General features: G+C 70.3%; 15 protein-coding genes. 5 read left to right on the plus strand and 10 right to left on the minus strand.

The window, feature by feature from the left end:
* Positions 1–60: 60 nt before the first annotated feature.
* The 3 genes from hutI to DFJ65_RS00635 are packed head-to-tail and all read right to left on the minus strand — an operon-like array spanning position 61 to position 3,766.
* Positions 61–1,212 carry an imidazolonepropionase gene (gene hutI, locus DFJ65_RS00625; RefSeq protein ID WP_115921338.1) on the minus strand — a complete coding sequence of 384 codons (1,152 nt, stop codon included), beginning with the start codon at positions 1,210–1,212 and terminating at the stop codon, positions 61–63.
* On the minus strand, positions 1,209–2,552 hold the full coding sequence (locus DFJ65_RS00630) for a formimidoylglutamate deiminase (RefSeq protein WP_115921339.1): 1,344 nt from the start codon (positions 2,550–2,552) through the stop codon (positions 1,209–1,211). The genes hutI and DFJ65_RS00630 overlap by 4 nt, the downstream gene beginning before the upstream one ends.
* Positions 2,549–3,766 carry an allantoate amidohydrolase gene (locus tag DFJ65_RS00635; RefSeq protein WP_115924024.1) on the minus strand — a complete coding sequence of 406 codons (1,218 nt, stop codon included), beginning with the start codon at positions 3,764–3,766 and terminating at the stop codon, positions 2,549–2,551. Before DFJ65_RS00635 ends, DFJ65_RS00630 begins: the two co-directional genes overlap by 4 nt.
* A 14-nt stretch (positions 3,767–3,780) precedes the next feature.
* On the opposite strand from DFJ65_RS00635, the gene DFJ65_RS00640 reads away from it, so the two are divergent.
* The gene (locus DFJ65_RS00640) at positions 3,781–4,248 is read left to right on the plus strand and encodes an aminoacyl-tRNA deacylase (protein ID WP_115921340.1); all 468 of its coding nucleotides are present in this window, start codon (positions 3,781–3,783) and stop codon (positions 4,246–4,248) included.
* A gap of 14 nt (positions 4,249–4,262) precedes the next feature.
* Here the strand turns inward: DFJ65_RS00640 and DFJ65_RS00645 are convergent, their stop codons facing one another.
* From DFJ65_RS00645 to hutH, 3 genes are all read right to left on the minus strand, one after another.
* Positions 4,263–5,693: a purine-cytosine permease family protein gene (locus DFJ65_RS00645; protein WP_115921341.1), complete on the minus strand. Its 1,431-nt coding sequence runs from the start codon at positions 5,691–5,693 to the stop codon at positions 4,263–4,265.
* A gap of 151 nt (positions 5,694–5,844) precedes the next feature.
* Entirely contained in the window at positions 5,845–7,596 is a 1,752-nt protein-coding gene (locus tag DFJ65_RS00650; RefSeq protein ID WP_170143944.1) for a urocanate hydratase, read from the minus strand.
* A 25-nt stretch (positions 7,597–7,621) separates the two neighbouring features.
* Complete coding sequence (gene hutH, locus DFJ65_RS00655) at positions 7,622–9,262, minus strand: histidine ammonia-lyase (RefSeq protein ID WP_115924026.1); 1,641 nt, start codon at positions 9,260–9,262, stop codon at positions 7,622–7,624.
* 199 nt (positions 9,263–9,461) lie between these two features.
* Between hutH and DFJ65_RS00660 the strand changes: the two genes are divergently transcribed.
* Positions 9,462–10,208: an IclR family transcriptional regulator gene (locus tag DFJ65_RS00660; RefSeq protein ID WP_115924027.1), complete on the plus strand. Its 747-nt coding sequence runs from the start codon at positions 9,462–9,464 to the stop codon at positions 10,206–10,208.
* A gap of 66 nt (positions 10,209–10,274) precedes the next feature.
* Here the strand turns inward: DFJ65_RS00660 and DFJ65_RS00665 are convergent, their stop codons facing one another.
* Entirely contained in the window at positions 10,275–11,252 is a 978-nt protein-coding gene (locus DFJ65_RS00665) for an NAD(P)H-quinone oxidoreductase (protein WP_115921342.1), read from the minus strand.
* Between the two features lie 52 nt (positions 11,253–11,304).
* On the opposite strand from DFJ65_RS00665, the gene DFJ65_RS00670 reads away from it, so the two are divergent.
* From DFJ65_RS00670 to DFJ65_RS00675, 3 genes are all read left to right on the plus strand, one after another.
* A complete protein-coding gene (locus DFJ65_RS00670; RefSeq protein WP_115921343.1) occupies positions 11,305–12,231 on the plus strand; it encodes an AEC family transporter in 927 nt (308 codons plus the stop codon).
* Positions 12,232–12,314: 83 nt separating this feature from the next.
* Positions 12,315–12,479: a hypothetical protein gene (locus DFJ65_RS17270; protein WP_170143945.1), complete on the plus strand. Its 165-nt coding sequence runs from the start codon at positions 12,315–12,317 to the stop codon at positions 12,477–12,479.
* Positions 12,480–12,550: 71 nt separating this feature from the next.
* Positions 12,551–13,111 (plus strand): bacterial proteasome activator family protein, encoded by a 561-nt coding sequence (locus DFJ65_RS00675; RefSeq protein ID WP_115921344.1) that lies wholly within the window; start codon positions 12,551–12,553, stop codon positions 13,109–13,111.
* 90 nt (positions 13,112–13,201) lie between these two features.
* Here the strand turns inward: DFJ65_RS00675 and DFJ65_RS00680 are convergent, their stop codons facing one another.
* From DFJ65_RS00680 to DFJ65_RS00690, 3 genes are read right to left on the minus strand one after another with little or no spacing between them, the layout of a single operon-like run.
* On the minus strand, positions 13,202–14,188 hold the full coding sequence (locus DFJ65_RS00680; RefSeq protein ID WP_211308324.1) for a hypothetical protein: 987 nt from the start codon (positions 14,186–14,188) through the stop codon (positions 13,202–13,204).
* Between the two features lie 30 nt (positions 14,189–14,218).
* Positions 14,219–14,902: an ABC transporter ATP-binding protein gene (locus DFJ65_RS00685; RefSeq protein ID WP_115921345.1), complete on the minus strand. Its 684-nt coding sequence runs from the start codon at positions 14,900–14,902 to the stop codon at positions 14,219–14,221.
* Positions 14,899–15,963 (minus strand): FtsX-like permease family protein, encoded by a 1,065-nt coding sequence (locus DFJ65_RS00690; RefSeq protein WP_115921346.1) that lies wholly within the window; start codon positions 15,961–15,963, stop codon positions 14,899–14,901. Before DFJ65_RS00690 ends, DFJ65_RS00685 begins: the two co-directional genes overlap by 4 nt.
* Between the last annotated feature and the right edge of the window lie 123 nt (positions 15,964–16,086).

The raw sequence follows: 16,086 nt of genomic DNA on the forward strand, positions 1-16,086 counted from the left end.
TACTTGTTCACGACTGCACTGGTTGTGGCCAGTGCGCTCGTGGACAACCAGTGCAGTCGGTCAGAGCGCCGACGCGATCGGCACCCCCGGGCGGTAGGCCAGGTGCAGGTAGCTCGGCGCGTCGAGCACCGCGAGGTCGGCCCGGGCGCCCACGCGAACGACCCCGATATCGCTGCGCTGCAACGACTTCGCGGCGCCCCGGGTCGCGGCCCAGACCGCCTCGGCCGGAGTCAGGCGCATTTCGCGGACGGCGAGTGCGATGACGAACGGGATCGAGTTGGAGTAGCAGGTGCCCGGGTTGCAGTCGCTGGCCAGCGCCACCGTGGCTCCGGCGTCGATGAGGTCGCGCGCCCGCGGGTAGGGCATGCGGGTGGAGAACTCCACGCCCGGCAGCACCGTGGCCACGGTGTCGCTCCCGGCCACCGCCTCGACGTCGTCGTCGGACAGGAAGGTGCAGTGATCGACGCTCGCCGCGCCGAGCTCGACCGCGAGCTGCACGCCGGGGCCGGGTCCGAGCTGGTTGCCGTGCACCCGCAGGCCGAGACCCTTCGCGGCACCGGCCTCGAGCACCCGCCGCGACTCCTCGCCGGTGAACGCGTAGGTGCTGTTCGGTTCGCAGAACACGTCGATCCACTTCGCGTGCGGGGCGCACGCCTCGAGCATCTCGCCGGCGACCAGGTCGACGTACGCCGCACGATCCTCGCGCGCCTCCGGCGGCACCACGTGGGCGCCGAGGAAGGTGGTTTCGTCGGTGAATTCCTTTGCGATGCGCAGAGATCGGGCTTCATGCTCGACGTTGAGCCCGTAACCCGACTTGATCTCCCACGAGGTCGTGCCCTGCGCGCGCATCTGCTCCAGCCGGGCGCCGATCAGTGAGCGCAACTCCTCGTCACTCGCGCCGCGAGTGGCCGCCATCGATACCGCGATGCCACCGCCGTCGTAGGGCTCGCCGGTCATCCGCGCGGTGAACTCCGCGCTGCGGTCGCCGGCGAAGACGAGGTGGGTGTGCGAGTCGACGAAGCCGGGCAGCACGGCGCGCCCGCCCAGGTCGCGGCGCTCATCGGCGTCGGGCGCCTGCGCGGCCGCGCCGACCCAGCGGATCTGTTCGCCGTCGACGACGACCGCGGCGTCGTGCACGATGCCGAGTTCGCCCTCACGCTCGTCGTCACAGGTGACGAGTTCGGCGATGCCGGTGATCAGGGTGGTGCTCACTTGTCCTCCCACAGGGGTGCGATGGCTTCGGTCAACAGGGCGCCGATGTCGCCGAGACGATGCAGCCCTTCGGAGACGATCGTCTCGCCTGCGCGCACCACCGTGTGCACGTCGGCGGCCGTGGCGCTCAACATGATCTGCGCCGGGTCGGACCCGGCAGTGCGCACCGAGTCGAGACCGACGGTGACGAAGTCGGCGCGCAGACCCGCTTCCAGGCGTCCGGTGTCGGCCCAGCCGATGCCGGCGTGCTCGGTCGCCATGCCGAGCAGTTGCGCCGGGGTGAACCGGCCGCGCTCGTTCGTCACCAGGCGTTCGTGCATCTCGACCGCGCGGGCGTCCTCGATGAGATCGATCACGGCGTGCTGGTCGCTGCCGAGCGAGATGCGGACGCCGTTGTCGCGCAGCGCTTTCGCCGGCCCGATGCCGTCGGCGAGGTCGCGCTCGGTGGTCGGGCAGAAGCTCGCCCACGCACCGGCGTCGCCGAGCAGACGGATGTCGTCGTCGGTCAGGTGCGTGGCGTGCACCGCCGACAGGTTGCCGTCGAGCAGTCCGGCATCGGCGAGCAGGCGCACCGGGGTGCGTCCGTAGAAGTCGAGGCAGGCTTGGTTCTCGGCCGGTTGCTCGCTCACGTGCACGTGCAACGGGTCGATCGAGAACGGCGCGTCGCAGACCTGCCGAGCCACCGCCGACGCCTCCTTGAGTTGCTCGAAGGGCACAGCGCGCACCGAGTGCATCGCCGTGCCCACCCGGAACCCGTCGGTGTGGTGCAGGTCGGCCACCCGCTTGCCCCACGCCGCCACGTCGCCGTCGCCGAATCGCAGCTGCTCGTCGTTCAGCGGGGTGTGTCCGTCCTTGCCGAGTCCGCCGGCGAGGTAGCAGGTGTCGAGCAGCGTGATGCCGATGCCGGCCTCCGCGGCGGCCTGCTGCAGCGCCTTGCCCATCTCGTTCGGGTCGGCGTACGGCGTGCCACCGGGCTGGTGGTGCACGTAGTGGAACTCCCCGACGGTGGTGATGCCGGCCAGTGCCATCTCGGCGTACGTCGCCCGGGCGAGGGCGAGGTAGTTGTCCGGGTTCAGTTGCGCCGCAACGTGATACATCCGCTCGCGCCAGGTCCAGAAGGTGCCGCCGTTGTCATGCGTGCGGCCGCGGAGCGCGCGGTGGAAGGCGTGGCTGTGGGTGTTGGCGAAGCCGGGCATCGTGACGCCGCGCAGGATCGAGTCGCCGTCCTGGCGATCGCCCTGGCCGACCAGCGCGAAACGACCGGTGTCGTCGACGGTCAACCGGACGCCGGCGACCAGGCCGCCGGGCAGGATGGCGTACTCGCACCAGAACCTGCTCATCGCGACCCTCCTGCCAGGTCGCGCACGACCGCGGTGAGGGCCTCGACACCGGCATGGCAGTCGTCGGCCTCCGCGAACTCCTCGGGGGTGTGCGACGAGCCGGTCGGGTTGCGCACGAACAGCATCGTCGTCGGCACGCCCGCATTGGCCAGGATGCCCGCGTCGTGGCCGGCGCCGGTGCCGAGCATCGGGGTGTCGGGGCCGAGCACGTCGCGCACGCGCAGCGTGAGCGCCTCGTCGAAGCGGGTCGTGGGCGTCCACGACTCCTCGCGCAGGGCGTCCGGGAAGAGGCCCTCGAGGTCTTCGATGACCCCGAGCACGAGCGACTCGTCGGACGAGCGCGCGTCGAGCCAGGCCGTGACGTGCGACGGGATCGCGTTGACCCCACCCGGCACCACGTCGAGCTTGCCGACCGTTGCGACACAACGCTGTTCACCGTCGCGCCGGGCTGCCGCCTCGCGGGCCGCGAGTGCGAACCGAGCCGCGTCGAGCATTGCGTCCGACCGATCGGCGAGGGCGGTGGTGCCCGCGTGGTCGGCGCGCCCGGCGAAGTCGGCCCGCCACCGTCCGTGCGGCCAGATGTCGGTGCCGACGGCGACCGCCGAGGTCGCCGGGTCCATCAGCGCGAGCGCCTTGCCCTGCTCGACGTGCAGTTCGACGAACGCCCCGATGCGGCGTAGCGTCTGCGGGTCGGCGCCGATGTCGGTGGAGCGGCCCGCCTTCTCCAACGCCTGCGCCATCGTCACCCCGTCGGCGTCGGTGAGGCCGAGCGCGCGCTCGGCGGTCATGGCCCCGCTGATCACCCGCGAACCCGCACAGGCCACGCCGAACCGCGCACCCTCCTCGTCGCCGAAGTTCACGACACCGATCGGCGTGCTCGGATGAAAGCCGCTGTCCTGCAACGCCTTCACCGTGGCGAGCGCGGACACGACGCCGAGCGGACCGTCGTACGCACCGCCGTCCGGCACCGAGTCGAGGTGCGACCCGATGACCACACCCGGGGTCTCGTCGGAGTTGCCCCACCAGGCCCACTGGTTTCCCATCCGGTCGAGCGTGAGGTCGAGCCCGAGCGCCGCGCACTCGCCGGCGAACCACTCGCGCAGGGTGTGGTCCTCACGCGTCCAGGCGAACCGGCGGTAGCCCCCGGACCCGCCGTCACGGCCGACCGGGAGCAGTTCGGCCCACCGGGTGTCGAAATAGTCGGACTCGGTCATCGGTTGCTCCATTCATGGTTGAGCAGGTCACGACAGCGGCGATCGAAGCGGTGCAGGCGGCGGGCATCGCCCACGAGGTCACCCGGGACGGCAAGGTGTCGAGCCTGGAGGAGGCGGCAGCGGCCCGCGGCATCGAGCCGCGCGACCTCATCAAGACGCTGGTGGTGCGGGTGAGCGACGACCAGTACGTCTTCGTGCTCGTGCCGGGCGACCGGCAGTTCGCCTGGCCGAAGGTGCGGGCGCTGCTCGGCACCAACCGGCTCTCGATGCCCGACGCCGCGACCGCTCGCGAGGTCACCGGCTACGAGCGCGGCACGATCACCCCGTTCGGGTCGCAGCGTGCGCTGCCGGTCTACGCCGACGAGCACCTGCGCGGCCGCCGCATCTCGCTCGGTGGGGGCGCCCACGGCGTCGGCCTGACGGTCGGCGGCGACGACGTCATCGCACACTTCGACGCCACCGTCGCCGACCTGTCGGAGTAACTGCTGCACCCACGTCACCGCTCGCCGACCGCCCCCGGCTCGGCGAGATCGGCGTCGGCCGGGTAGATCGTGTGCTCCGGTGCTCGGTTGGTCGCCCGACCCCAGCAGTAGTAGATGACTCCCGGCACGACGAGGCCGATGATCCAGCTGATGTCGGCGCCGCCGAGCTTGTCTGTCAGCGGACCGGTGTACATGCTCTGCGCGAGGAACGGGATCTGCACGACGATGCCGATCACGTAGGTCGCGAGCGCCGGCACGTTGAACCTGCCGTACCGACCGTCCGGGTCGTAGAGCGCGGGAATGTCGACCCGCTCCTTGGAAACCAGGTAGAAGTCGATCAGGTTGATCGCACTCCACGGGGTGAAGACCATCAGCAGCAACAGCACGAAGTTGCGGAAGTTGTCGAGGAAGTCGGCCGACGCGGCGAGCGCCACGATCACCGACAGCGCCAGGAAGACGAAGACGAACGTCATGCGCATCGCCGGCTTCACGACGGCCTTCTTGGAGAAGCCGGTGACGGTGGTGAGCATCGTCATCGAACCGCCGTACGCGTTGAGGGTGTTGACGGTGAGCTTGCCGACCACGATCACGAAGTAGAGGACGATCGCGATCGCCCCGCCGCCGGCGAGGGTGCCGACGAAGCCGACCTGGTTGCCGAGGAAGCCCGACTTCGGGATCGAGGCGATGAGCGCTCCGAGCGTCATCGACCACATCGAGCCGAGCACCGAACCCCAGAGTGTGGCGTTGAAGGTGCGCGTCGCCGGGGTTTCCTCGGGCAGGTAGCGGGAGTAGTCGGCGACGTACGGGCCGAACGTCAGCTGCCACCCGGCGCCGAGCGACACGGCGAGCAGGAACGGCACGAAACCGAAGGTGGGGTTGGCCAGCAGGTCGGCGCCGTTGTACTCGGTGAAGATGCGGAAGGTGATCCACGCCCACCCGAGAATGCCGATGACGGTCGCGACGCGTCCGAGCCGGTGGATCCACCGGTAGCCGAAGGCCGCGACGACGAAGGTCAGCAGACCGAAGATGACGATGCCGACCCACGTGGCGTCGACATGCAGGATCTTGTTGATCGCCTGCCCCGACAGCACGGTGCCGGTGGCGGCGAAGCCGAGGTACATCAGGATGACCAGCACGAGCGGCAGCGCGGCACCGAAGACGCCGAACTGCGCGCGGCTGGAGATCATCTGCGGCAGACCGAGTTTCGGACCCTGCGCGGAGTGCAGCGCCATGACCGCCCCACCCGCGAGGTTGCCGATGAAAAGGCCGACGATCGCCCACAGCGCGTGCGCGCCGAAGACCACGGCGAGGGCGCCGTCGACGACCGCGGTGATCTGCATGTTGGCGCCGAACCACAGGGTGAACTGGCTGGACGGGGTGCCGTGTCGCTCGCTGCGCGGCACGTAGTCGATGCTGCGCTGCTCGACACCGGAGGCGGAGGCCATGTGCTGAGCCCCTCTCGTTCGTGGACCCGGAGGTCCTGTCAGAAACGCGCCGTCGGCGCGGCGGTGATCGGTCGGCCGGACGCGTTCGTCCGGCGCCGAAGCGGGAAGGTCGGGGCCGGCTGCCGCCGACCTTCCCCGGTGCAACGGTCTGTCAGTCGCCGGCCTTCGGTGCCTTGGAGCTCGCGGCCTTCTGCGTCGCCGCGCGCTGCGCCGCGTCCGCATCGTCGGCGTCGCGGACGGTGGGCTCCATCGGCACCCGTGCGCCCCGCTCGCGGGCCACGTCGACCGCGCGCTGGTAGCCGGCGTCGACGTGCCGGAAGACACCCATCGCCGGGTCGTTGGTCAGCAGCGCGGTGAGCTTCGCCGCGGCGAGGTCGGTGCCGTCGGCGACACCCACCTGGCCGGCGTGGATCGAGCGGCCGATGCCGACGCCGCCGCCGTGGTGCAGGGACACCCAGGTGGCGCCGGAGCTGGTCGCGGTGAGCGCGTTGAGCAGCGGCCAGTCGGCGATCGCGTCGGAACCGTCGAGCATGCCCTCGGTCTCGCGGTAGGGCGAGGCGACCGAGCCGGAGTCGAGGTGGTCGCGTCCGATGACGATCGGCGCCGACACCTTGCCCTCCTTGACCAACTGGTTGAACAGCTGGCCGGCCTTGTGCCGCTCGCCGTAGCCCAGCCAGCAGATGCGTGCCGGCAGGCCCTCGAACTCCACGAACTCGCCCGCGGCGTCGAGCCAGCGGTGCAGGTGCTCGTTCTCGGGGAAGAGTTCCTTGAGGGCCTCATCGGTCACCTTGATGTCCTCCGGGTCGCCCGACAGGGCCACCCAACGGAACGGGCCGAGGCCCTCGCAGAAGAGCGGGCGGATGTAGGCGGGCACGAAGCCGGGGAACGCGAACGCGCGGTTGTAACCGGCGGTGCGGGCCTCGTCGCGGATCGAGTTGCCGTAGTCGAAGACCTCGGCACCCTCGTCCTGGAACTCCACCATCGCCTGCACCTGGCGGGCCATCGACTCGCGCGACTTCTTGGTGAAGCCGGTCGGGTCGCCCTCGGCCTCGCGCTGCCACTCCTGCACCGACACCTCGACCGGCAGGTAGGACAGCGGGTCGTGGGCGGAGGTCTGGTCGGTGACGACGTCGATCGTGATGTCGCCCTTGCGGTGCCGCTCGAGCAGCTGCGGGAAGATCTCGGCGGCGTTGCCCACGATGCCGATCGAGACGGCGCGCTTCTCCTCACGGGCCTTGTTGGCGCGCTGGACCGCGTCGTCGAGGTCGTCGGCGATCTCGGTGAGGTAGCGCTTGGCGACCCGGCGCTCCAGGCGGGTGCGGTCGACGTCGGCGATGAGGCAGACGCCGCCGTTGAGGGTGACCGCCAACGGCTGGGCGCCGCCCATGCCGCCACAGCCACCGGTGAGGGTGATGGTGCCGGCGAGCGTGCCGTCGAACCGCTTCTTCGCCACCGCGGCGAAGGTCTCGTAGGTGCCCTGCAGGATGCCCTGGGTGGCGATGTAGATCCACGACCCGGCGGTCATCTGGCCATACATCATCAGGCCCTCGGCCTCGAGCCGGCGGAACTCCGGCCAGGTGGCCCAGTCGGGCACCAGGTGGGAGTTGGCGATGAGCACGCGCGGCGCCCACTCGTTGGTGGTGATCACGCCGACCGGCTTGCCCGACTGCACCAACAGGGTCTCGTTGGGTTCGAGGTCTTTCAACGTCTCGACGATCGCGTCGAACGCCGCCCAACTACGGGCCGCACGGCCCGTGCCGCCGTAGACCACCAGGTCGTCGGGGCGCTCGGCGACCTCCGGGTCGAGGTTGTTCATGAGCATCCGCATCGGAGCCTCGGTCTGCCACGACTTGGCAGAGATCTCGGTTCCGCGCGGGGCGCGCACCGGACGTGCACCTTCCATGATGATCTCCTTCGGTTGAGCGAGTTCAGTTGAGGTCGAGGCCGGTTGCGCCGATCGCGCCACCGGCGGTGATGAGGTCGAAAGCGGCCTGGATCTCGGGAGCCAGGAAGCGGTCGGGGCCCGGCACACCCGCGTCCAGCGCGTCGAGCACTCCGCGGACGGCGGGCGACGGCTGCAGCGGTGCGCGCAAGCGGATCGCCCGGGCGGCGGTGAGCAGTTCGACGGCCAGCACCCGCTGGAGTCCGTCGACGCTGCGGCGCAGCTTGCGGCCGGCGGCCCACCCCATCGACACGTGGTCTTCCTGCATCGCGCTGCTCGGGATCGAGTCGACGCTTGCCGGGGCGGCCAGTCGCTTCATCTCCGAGACGATGCCGGCGGCGGTGTACTGCGCGATCATGTGGCCGGAGTCGGTGCCGGGGTCGTGCGCGAGGAACGGCGGCAACCCGTGGTTGCGGGCGACGTCGAGGGCGCGGTCGGTGCGCCGCTCACTGATGCTGGCGACGTCGGCGGTGACGATCGCGAGGAAATCGAGCACGTAGGCGACCGGCGCGCCGTGGAAGTTTCCGTTGCTCTCCACGCGTCCGTCGAGGGTGATCACGGGGTTGTCGACGGCGGCCGCGAGTTCGCGCTCGGCCACCTGCACCGCGTGGGCGAGGGTGTCGCGGGCGGCACCGTTGACCTGCGGGGTGCAGCGCATCGAGTAGGCGTCCTGCACCCGGGTGCAGGCGTGCGGGTCGCGGTGGCTCTCCCGAATACCGCTGTCCTTCATGAGGTTCCGCAGGTTCTCGGCCGACAGGGCCTGGCCGGGGTGCGGGCGCAGCGCCTGCAGGTCGGCCGCGAACACGTCGTCGGTGCCGAGCAGTCCGTCGATGCTCATCGCGCAGGTGAGGTCGGCGGTGGTCAGCAGCATCCGCAGGTCGTGGATCGCGAGGCAGAGCATGCCGAGCATGCCGTCGGTGCCGTTGATGAGGGCCAGGCCCTCCTTCTCCTGCAACACGACGGGTGCGATGCCGTGCTGCTCGAAGGCTTCGGCCGCGCAGACGAGCGTGCCGTCGGCGAGCGCGACATCGCCCTCCCCCATGAGCGCGAGCGCGCAGTGGGCCAGCGGGGCCAGGTCGCCGGAGCACCCGAGTGAGCCGTACTCGCGCACGCACGGCGTGATGCCGGCGTTGAGCATCGACACGTAGGTGTCGAGGGTCTCGGGGCGGATGCCGGTGCGGCCGGTGGCCAACGTCGAGATGCGCAGCAGCATCAGCGCGCGGACGACCTCGCGCTCGACCAGTGGGCCCGACCCGGCGGCGTGGGACGCGACCAGCGAACGCTGCAGTTGCTGGCGCTTCTGCGGCGGGATACTCGTATTGGCGAGCGCCCCGAACCCGGTGCTCACGCCGTAGTGGGCGACGGTGTCGCCGGCGAGACCCTCGATGATCGTGCGCGACTTGGCCACCTCGGCCCGCGAGTCGTCGGTGAGCGCGATCGGCGCGTCGTACCGGGCCACCGCGACGACGTCGTCGATCGTCACGGCGCCGATGCCGACCTGCACCGTGCGCACGACGTACTGGTCGCCGTCCTGCACGAACAGGTCGCGCGGCGCGCGCTGCGGCAGCGATGCGTGGGAGGACACTGCGACCGATTCGCCCGGCTGCGGGTGCTGCGTGGTTGCCATGTGATCCATTGCACTGCCGACGTGGGGGTGCGGAAAACCATTCGGGTATCGATTCCGTCCCAGATTTGAGACAGTTCATCCATGAAAATCGCCTACCCCCTCGCGAACGCTGCGCTTGCCTGCAGACGCTGCTGTTGCGACGGCAGCGTCTGCAGGCAAGCGCAGCGTTTGCGGGTTGGGGGTGTGGGGGTGGGGCGTCGTGTCGGGGGCGAGTGACGCGATCGCCCTGTTGCAGTTGCTGGCGACCAAGGCGACGCCGCAGCCGGGCGCGAACCTCGCCCGCGAACTCGGGCTCCCCCGGTCGACCACCTACCGGCTGCTCGGGGTGCTCGCCGACGCCGGCCTGGTCAGCCACGACGCCGAGGACCGCCGCTTCGGACTCGGCCCGGCGGCGTACGAACTCGGCTCGGCCTACACCCGGCAGGCGCCGCTGCAGCGCGTTGCGCTGCCCGCCGTCCGATCGTTCGTCGACCGCACCGGCCAGAACGCACACCTCGCGGTGCTGCACGGGCGCGACGTGCTCTATGTCATCGAGGAGCGCGCGCCTGAGCGCCCGATGCTGGTGACGGACGTCGGGGTGCGACTGCCCGCGACCCTCACCGCGTCGGGCTTGGTGATGCTGGCATATCTACCGTCCGCCCAGGTGCGTGCGCTCTTCCCCGGACGCGACGACTTCGTGCAGCGCAACGGCGCCGGCCCGACGTCGCTCACCGTGCTGCGCTCCGAGCTGGCACAGGTGAGAGCGCGCGGCTATGCACAGGAGAACGGCACTGTCACAAAGGGATTGGCGTCGGTGGCTGCCTGCGTGCTCGACCACACCGGCCTCCCCGCAGCCGGCCTCGCCTGCACCTTCACCGACGACCTCGACGCAGCCACCCGCGCCGAGTTGGCCCGCGAGGTGACCGCCAGCGCGGCCACGCTCAGCCGCCGCCTCGGCCACCACTGACCGTACCCGCGAAAGTTTGCGCGACACGCGACCCACGCGCACAGATCCGCAAACATTGGCGGGAGGTCAGAGGGTCAACAGCACCTTGCCCACGTGGGTCGACTGGTCTAGCAGGCGGTGCGCGTCGGCCACCTGGTCGAGCGGGAGGGTGCGGTCGATGATCGGGGTGATCCTGCCGGCCTCGACGAGCGGCCAGACGTTGTCGCGCACGGCGGCGACGATGCGGGCCTTGTCGGCCTTGTCGCGGCCGCGCAGCGAGGTGGCGATCACCGAGCCGCGCTTGCCGAGCAGCTTGGCGATGTCGAGTTCGGCCTTCACCCCGCCCTGCATGCCGATGATCACCAGCCGTCCGTCGGGCGCGAGCGCGTCGACATTGCGGTTGAGGTATTTCGCGCCGATCACGTCGAGGATGACGTCGGCGCCGCGGCCGCCGGTCGCCTCGCGGATCTGCGCGACGAAGTCCTGCTGCTTGTAGTCGATGAGGATCTGCGCGCCGAGTTCGCGGCAGCGCTCGAGCTTCTCGGCCGACCCGGCGGTCACCGCGACGGTGGCGCCGAGGCTGCGGGCCACCTGGATCGCCATCGTGCCGATGCCGCTGCTGCCGCCGTGCTGCAGGAACACCTCGCCGTCGGCCAGGTGGGCGGTCATGACGATGTTCGACCACACCGTGCACGCCACCTCCGGCAGGCCCGCGGCCTCCACCAGCGACACGCCCTGCGGGATCGGCAGGAGTTGGCCGGCCGGCACCGCGACAAGTTCGGCGTAGCCGCCGCCGGCGAGCACCGCACACACCTCGTCGCCGACCTTCCAGCCCTCGACCCCGTCGGCGAGCGCCTCGACGGTGCCGCTCACCTCCAGCCCCGGAATCTCCGACTCGCCCTTCGGCGGCGGGTAGACGCCGATCCGCTGCATCAGGTCGGCCCGGTTGACCCCGGCCGCCGCGACGCGCACGAGCACCTCGCCGTCGCGCAACTCGGGGTCGGGCACCTCCGCCACCGTCAGCACCGACTCGTCACCGAACTTCGGAAGTGTCACAGCACGCATGGATCCGACCCTACGGTGCCGACCTCGGCAGCGGGAATGCCAGGATCGATCCGTGGCCGGCGTGCTCGAAGGTTTCTCGATCATCGCGACCGTCGTCGCCGTCGGCTGGCTGCTGGCCCACCTCAAGGTGCTTGGCATCGAGGCGCAGAACGTGCTGTCGAAGGTGGCGTTCTATGTCGCCTCCCCGGCTCTGCTGCTCAGCGTCATGCAACGAACCCCGCTCGACGCGGTGCTCTCCCCCAACCTGGCAACGGCGGCGGTCGGCGCCATCGGTGTCGGCGTCATCTACCTGCTGATCACCCGCGCGAAGTGGCGGGATTCGTTGGGCGCCAGCATGATCGGTGCCCTGTGTGCCGGCTACGTCAACGCCGGAAATCTCGGCATCCCGATCGCCCAGTACGTGCTCGGCGACGTCGCGTGGGTCGCGCCGACGCTGCTGCTGCAGTTGCTGATCCTCACCCCGGTGGCGATGGCGGTGCTCGACGCCGATGCCCGCGGCGAGCGTCCGACCCCGCTGCGCAGCCTCGGCCGGATGGGCAGCAACCCGATCACGCTCGGCGCGATCGCCGGCCTCCTGCTCACCCTCACCGACACGACACTGCCGACCGTGCTCGCCCGCCCGATCGACCTGCTCGGCAGCATGGCCGTGCCGTCGATGCTCATCGCGTTCGGCGTGTCGTTGCGCCTCGGTCCCAAACCCGCCACCGGCGGCTCGGCGCCGCAGGTCTGGACGCTGGTGGCTCTGAAGACGACGGCGCAACCGTTGCTCGCGTGGCTGGTCGGCGCGTTCGTGTTCGGTCTCGACGGACCGCACCTGTTCGCGGTCGTCGTGCTCGCCGCCCTGCCGACGGCGCAGAACGTGTTCACGTACGCGGTGAGGTACAACCGCGCGGTCACGCTCAGCCGCGACGTGGTGTTCATCAGCACCTTCGTGTCGGTGCCGGTGATCATCGTGATCTCGGCGTTGTTCCACCTGTAGGGCCGACTTCGACCCAGATACCAACAACCTCGGCCGGTTGGAGCGCGACGGACTCGTCAGCACGGGTGAGGCCGACCTGGCCGTTGACGACAGGCACGGACGCCTCAGCCGACACCACCGGTCCGGTGATCGCCATCCCGTGGGCGTTCCTGGCACCGGCACTCATCGGCGTGCCGCTGGTGGCAGCGGTGGCAGCGATGGCGGTCACCCGCTCCAACCCGTCGGTCATCCGCCGGGAGGCAACCTGAGGCGCGGCTCCCGGTGATCGGCCGACGGTTCCCCCGTCGTCCGATCACCGTGCTGGGGCAGGATGGGGAACATGAGCGACGACTCCAACCCGACTGCCGCATCCGACGAACACGGCCGCTTCGTCGTGATCACGCCCGAGGGCATGGGCGTGGCCGATCCGACGTCGGCGGAAGCTGGGGCCGAGGGGTCGAAGCCGCAACGCCGCACCGAGAACCCCACCGAACTCGTCGAGCAACCGGCGAAGGTGATGCGCATCGGGTCGATGGTGAAGCAACTGTTGGAGGAGGTGCGAGCCGCCGGACTCGACGAGCAAGGCCGCAAGCGGCTCGCCGACATCCACGCCCGATCGATCGCCGAGCTCAAGGACGGCATCGCTCCCGAACTCGCCGAGGAACTCGACCGCATCACGCTCCCGTTCGGTGACGAGGCGCCCAGCGACGCGGAGTTGCGCATCGCGCAGGCCCAACTCGTGGGCTGGCTCGAGGGGTTGTTCCACGGCATCCAGACCGCGATCGTCGCGCAACAGATGGCGTCGCAGGCGCAGTTGCAGGCCGTGCGTCGCGGGCTCCCCCAGCGGGCCGAGCAACCCTCCGGGCACGACGACGAGCACCCGACGGGGCAGTACCTCTAGTTCTCCGCCGACGGAACTCCTCGTCACCGAGGGAACTCCTCCCGCGGCGTTCCCTCGGTGACGAGGAGTGGCCTCGTCGGCGCGGTCCTGCTACTCGTACATCACGTAGTCGGGCTTGGGCGTCAGCGCCAGCACCTCGGCCGGCTGCATCAACGGACCCCCGCCGGCGGTGTCCTCGGAGTAGAAGATCTTGAACCCGGCGTGGATGTGCGGCGGGGTGTCCTTCATGACGATGTCGTAGGCCTTGATCTTGTCCTGCGGCACGCCGATGCCGTCGACAGACTTGATCACTGCGACGCCGGGGTGGTCCTTCAACCCGTCTTCGGCGGTGAAGATCGAGCGACGCAGCACGTGCACCACGAGCGCCTTCTGCGGCAGGTCGTGCTCGGCGACCAGGTCGGCCAGGTATTTCGCGACCTCGTCGACGGCGGCGCCGGTGGTCGTGCCGAAGTGCTTGCCCGGGGTCTGCCCGGCCAGGATCGCCCACTCGGGGTCGAGCGCGAGCCCGACGTGCGGTTCGAGCAGCCACTTCTCGAAGGCCTTGGCCTCGTCGAGGAACGAGGCACGGCCGGGCTGGATGTCGAGCAACAGGATCGACCCGTTGTCCTTGGCAGCCTTGGTCCACTCGTCGAGCACCGCGGCCGGCATCCGCTCGCGGTACATGCCGTCCTTGCCCGGGTAGGGGTGCACGACGGTGGCGATGAGTTCCATCACCGGCAGCGGCTTCGCGGTGCCGTCGTCGTAGTCCTTCACGACCTTGAGCATCTTGTCGATCTGCGCCTGCAGGTCATTGCCGACTCCGAGCTCGCCGAGCGCGGGTGCGCCCGGCATCCCGCAGTAGCCGACCAGGCGACGTCCGGGAAGGATGGTGCGGCCGCCGCCGGGCAGGGTCGCCTGCGTCGCTGTAGGCATCGGCGTGGGAGCCGATGTCGAGGTGGTCCCGACCGGCGTCGCGCCCTTCGTGCTGCCGGTCGTCGACGTGCTGTCGCCACCGCTGCCGCTGCACGCGCTCACCCCGGCCGCCGCAGCGGCGACCAGGAAGGCGCGTCGTCCGATCTTCGTTCCCCCGAGCCTCATCACCCATTCACAGTATGCCGACGCGTCCGGTCAGCGGGCGACCGGCTCGCTGATCCGGCCGTCGACGATGCGCACGACCTCGTCGTGCTCGCCCAGGGTGGCGAGGTCGTGGGTGACCACGACGGTGCCGACGCCGCGCTCGACGGTGAGGCCGCGCAGCAGGTCGATGATCGCCAGCCCCCGGTCGTGGTCGAGCGCCGACGTCGGTTCGTCGACCAGCAGCAGCTGCGGCTGGTTCATCAGGGCCCGGGCGATGCCCACCCGCTGGCGCTGACCACCCGACAACGCCGCCGGACGCCGGTCGGCCACGGCCGACAACCCCACCTCGTCCAGCAGCGACAGTGCGCGCTTCTTGGCAGCGGCCGAACGGTCACCCGACAGCCGGGCCACCATCTCCAGTTGCTCACGGGCGGTGAGCGACCCGAGCAGGTGCGGTTGCTGGAAGACGAAGCCGATCCGGTTGCGGCGCAGATCGGTTCGGGTCGATCGCCGCTTCCCGGTGACCTCGCGTCCGTCGAGCAGCACCCGCCCCGAGGTGGGGGTGAGCAGCAGACCGGCCACGGCCAGTAGGGTCGACTTGCCCGACCCGCTCGGGCCGGTCACCGCGACGAACTCACCGCCGTCGACCGTGAACGAGACATCGTCGAGCGCCATGACGACACCGTCGCCGTCGGGGAACTCCATTGAGACGTGGTCGAGTTCGAGCACCTTCATCGCGCACCTGCCAGAGCGTTCATCGGGTCGACGGTGATGACGCGGCGCAGCGCGGCGGCCGCGCCGATCAGCCCGACGACGAGTAAGAGGATCAACGGGTTGAGCACGGTCGCCACCTCGATGACGACCGGCACGGTGCCGGCCACCGCGAGGCCGGCGGCGACCGCCACCGTCGCCCCGATCAGCCCGCCGATGAGGAGGGTGAGCAGGGCCTGTCCCAGGGCGTCGCCGACCAAGTAGGAGGTCTTCGCCCCGATCGCCTTGAGCACCGCGAGGTCGGTCTCGCGCTGCACCGTCCAGACGGTGAAAAACGCGCCGATCACCAGGGCGCTGATCGCGATCAGCAGCACCCGGATCATCGTCAGCGAACCGTTCTCGGCCGAGTACGACCCGATCGCCGACAGCGACTCCTTCGGGGTCTGCGCCGACAAGCCGGTGGCCGCGTCGAAGGCCGCCCGGTCGAACCCGGACGCGGTGTCGACCAGCAGCACCGAACCGGCGCCGGAGGCTCCGCCGGTCGCCGCCCAGACCGTGCGCGGAACCCACAGCACCGGCAGGTGGCTGAAGGAGGCGTTGTCGGCCAACGCGGCCACCCGCAGCGTCGCATCGCCGACGGTCACCTGGTCGCCGACCCGCAGCCCGTGCTCCTCGGCGAAGTCGCGGCAGACGACGGTGTTGCCGGCGAGGAGTTCGCGCGGGGCCGCCGCGCTGCCCGGGTCGACCCCGAAAATCGTCACCTGGGTGGCCGAGCCGCCGACGGTCGCCCGGGTCGTGGCGATGCCGAGCGGGTCGGCCGAGGTGACTCCCGACTGGGCGCGTGCCGTCTGCACCTGCTGCGGCGTCACCCGGCTGGAGTTGAACGACAGACTCTGCCCGTCGCCCGGCCGCTCGAACGCGATCTGCGCCGAGGGCAACGACGTCACCGCCGAAATCGACTGTCGCGAAAGTCCTTCGGTGAGCCCGCTGAGCATCACCACCAGCGCGGTGATCAACGACACCGCCGTCACCATGAGCGCAAACCTGCCCCGCGCCCACCACAGGTCCCGGATCGCCAGGAACACCTCGTCAACTCCTCTACGTCTCGTGCGGGCACCGGACACGGTGCGCCGTCAACTACTCCAGTGCACCGCGCAGCACCCCCTTTCGACATCGCGCAGGAAGTTGGTTCGGACATCAACCATTCG

It is taken from the genome of Calidifontibacter indicus, from assembly GCF_003386865.1.
GTDB classification, from domain to species: Bacteria; Actinomycetota; Actinomycetes; order Actinomycetales; family Dermatophilaceae; genus Yimella; species Yimella indica.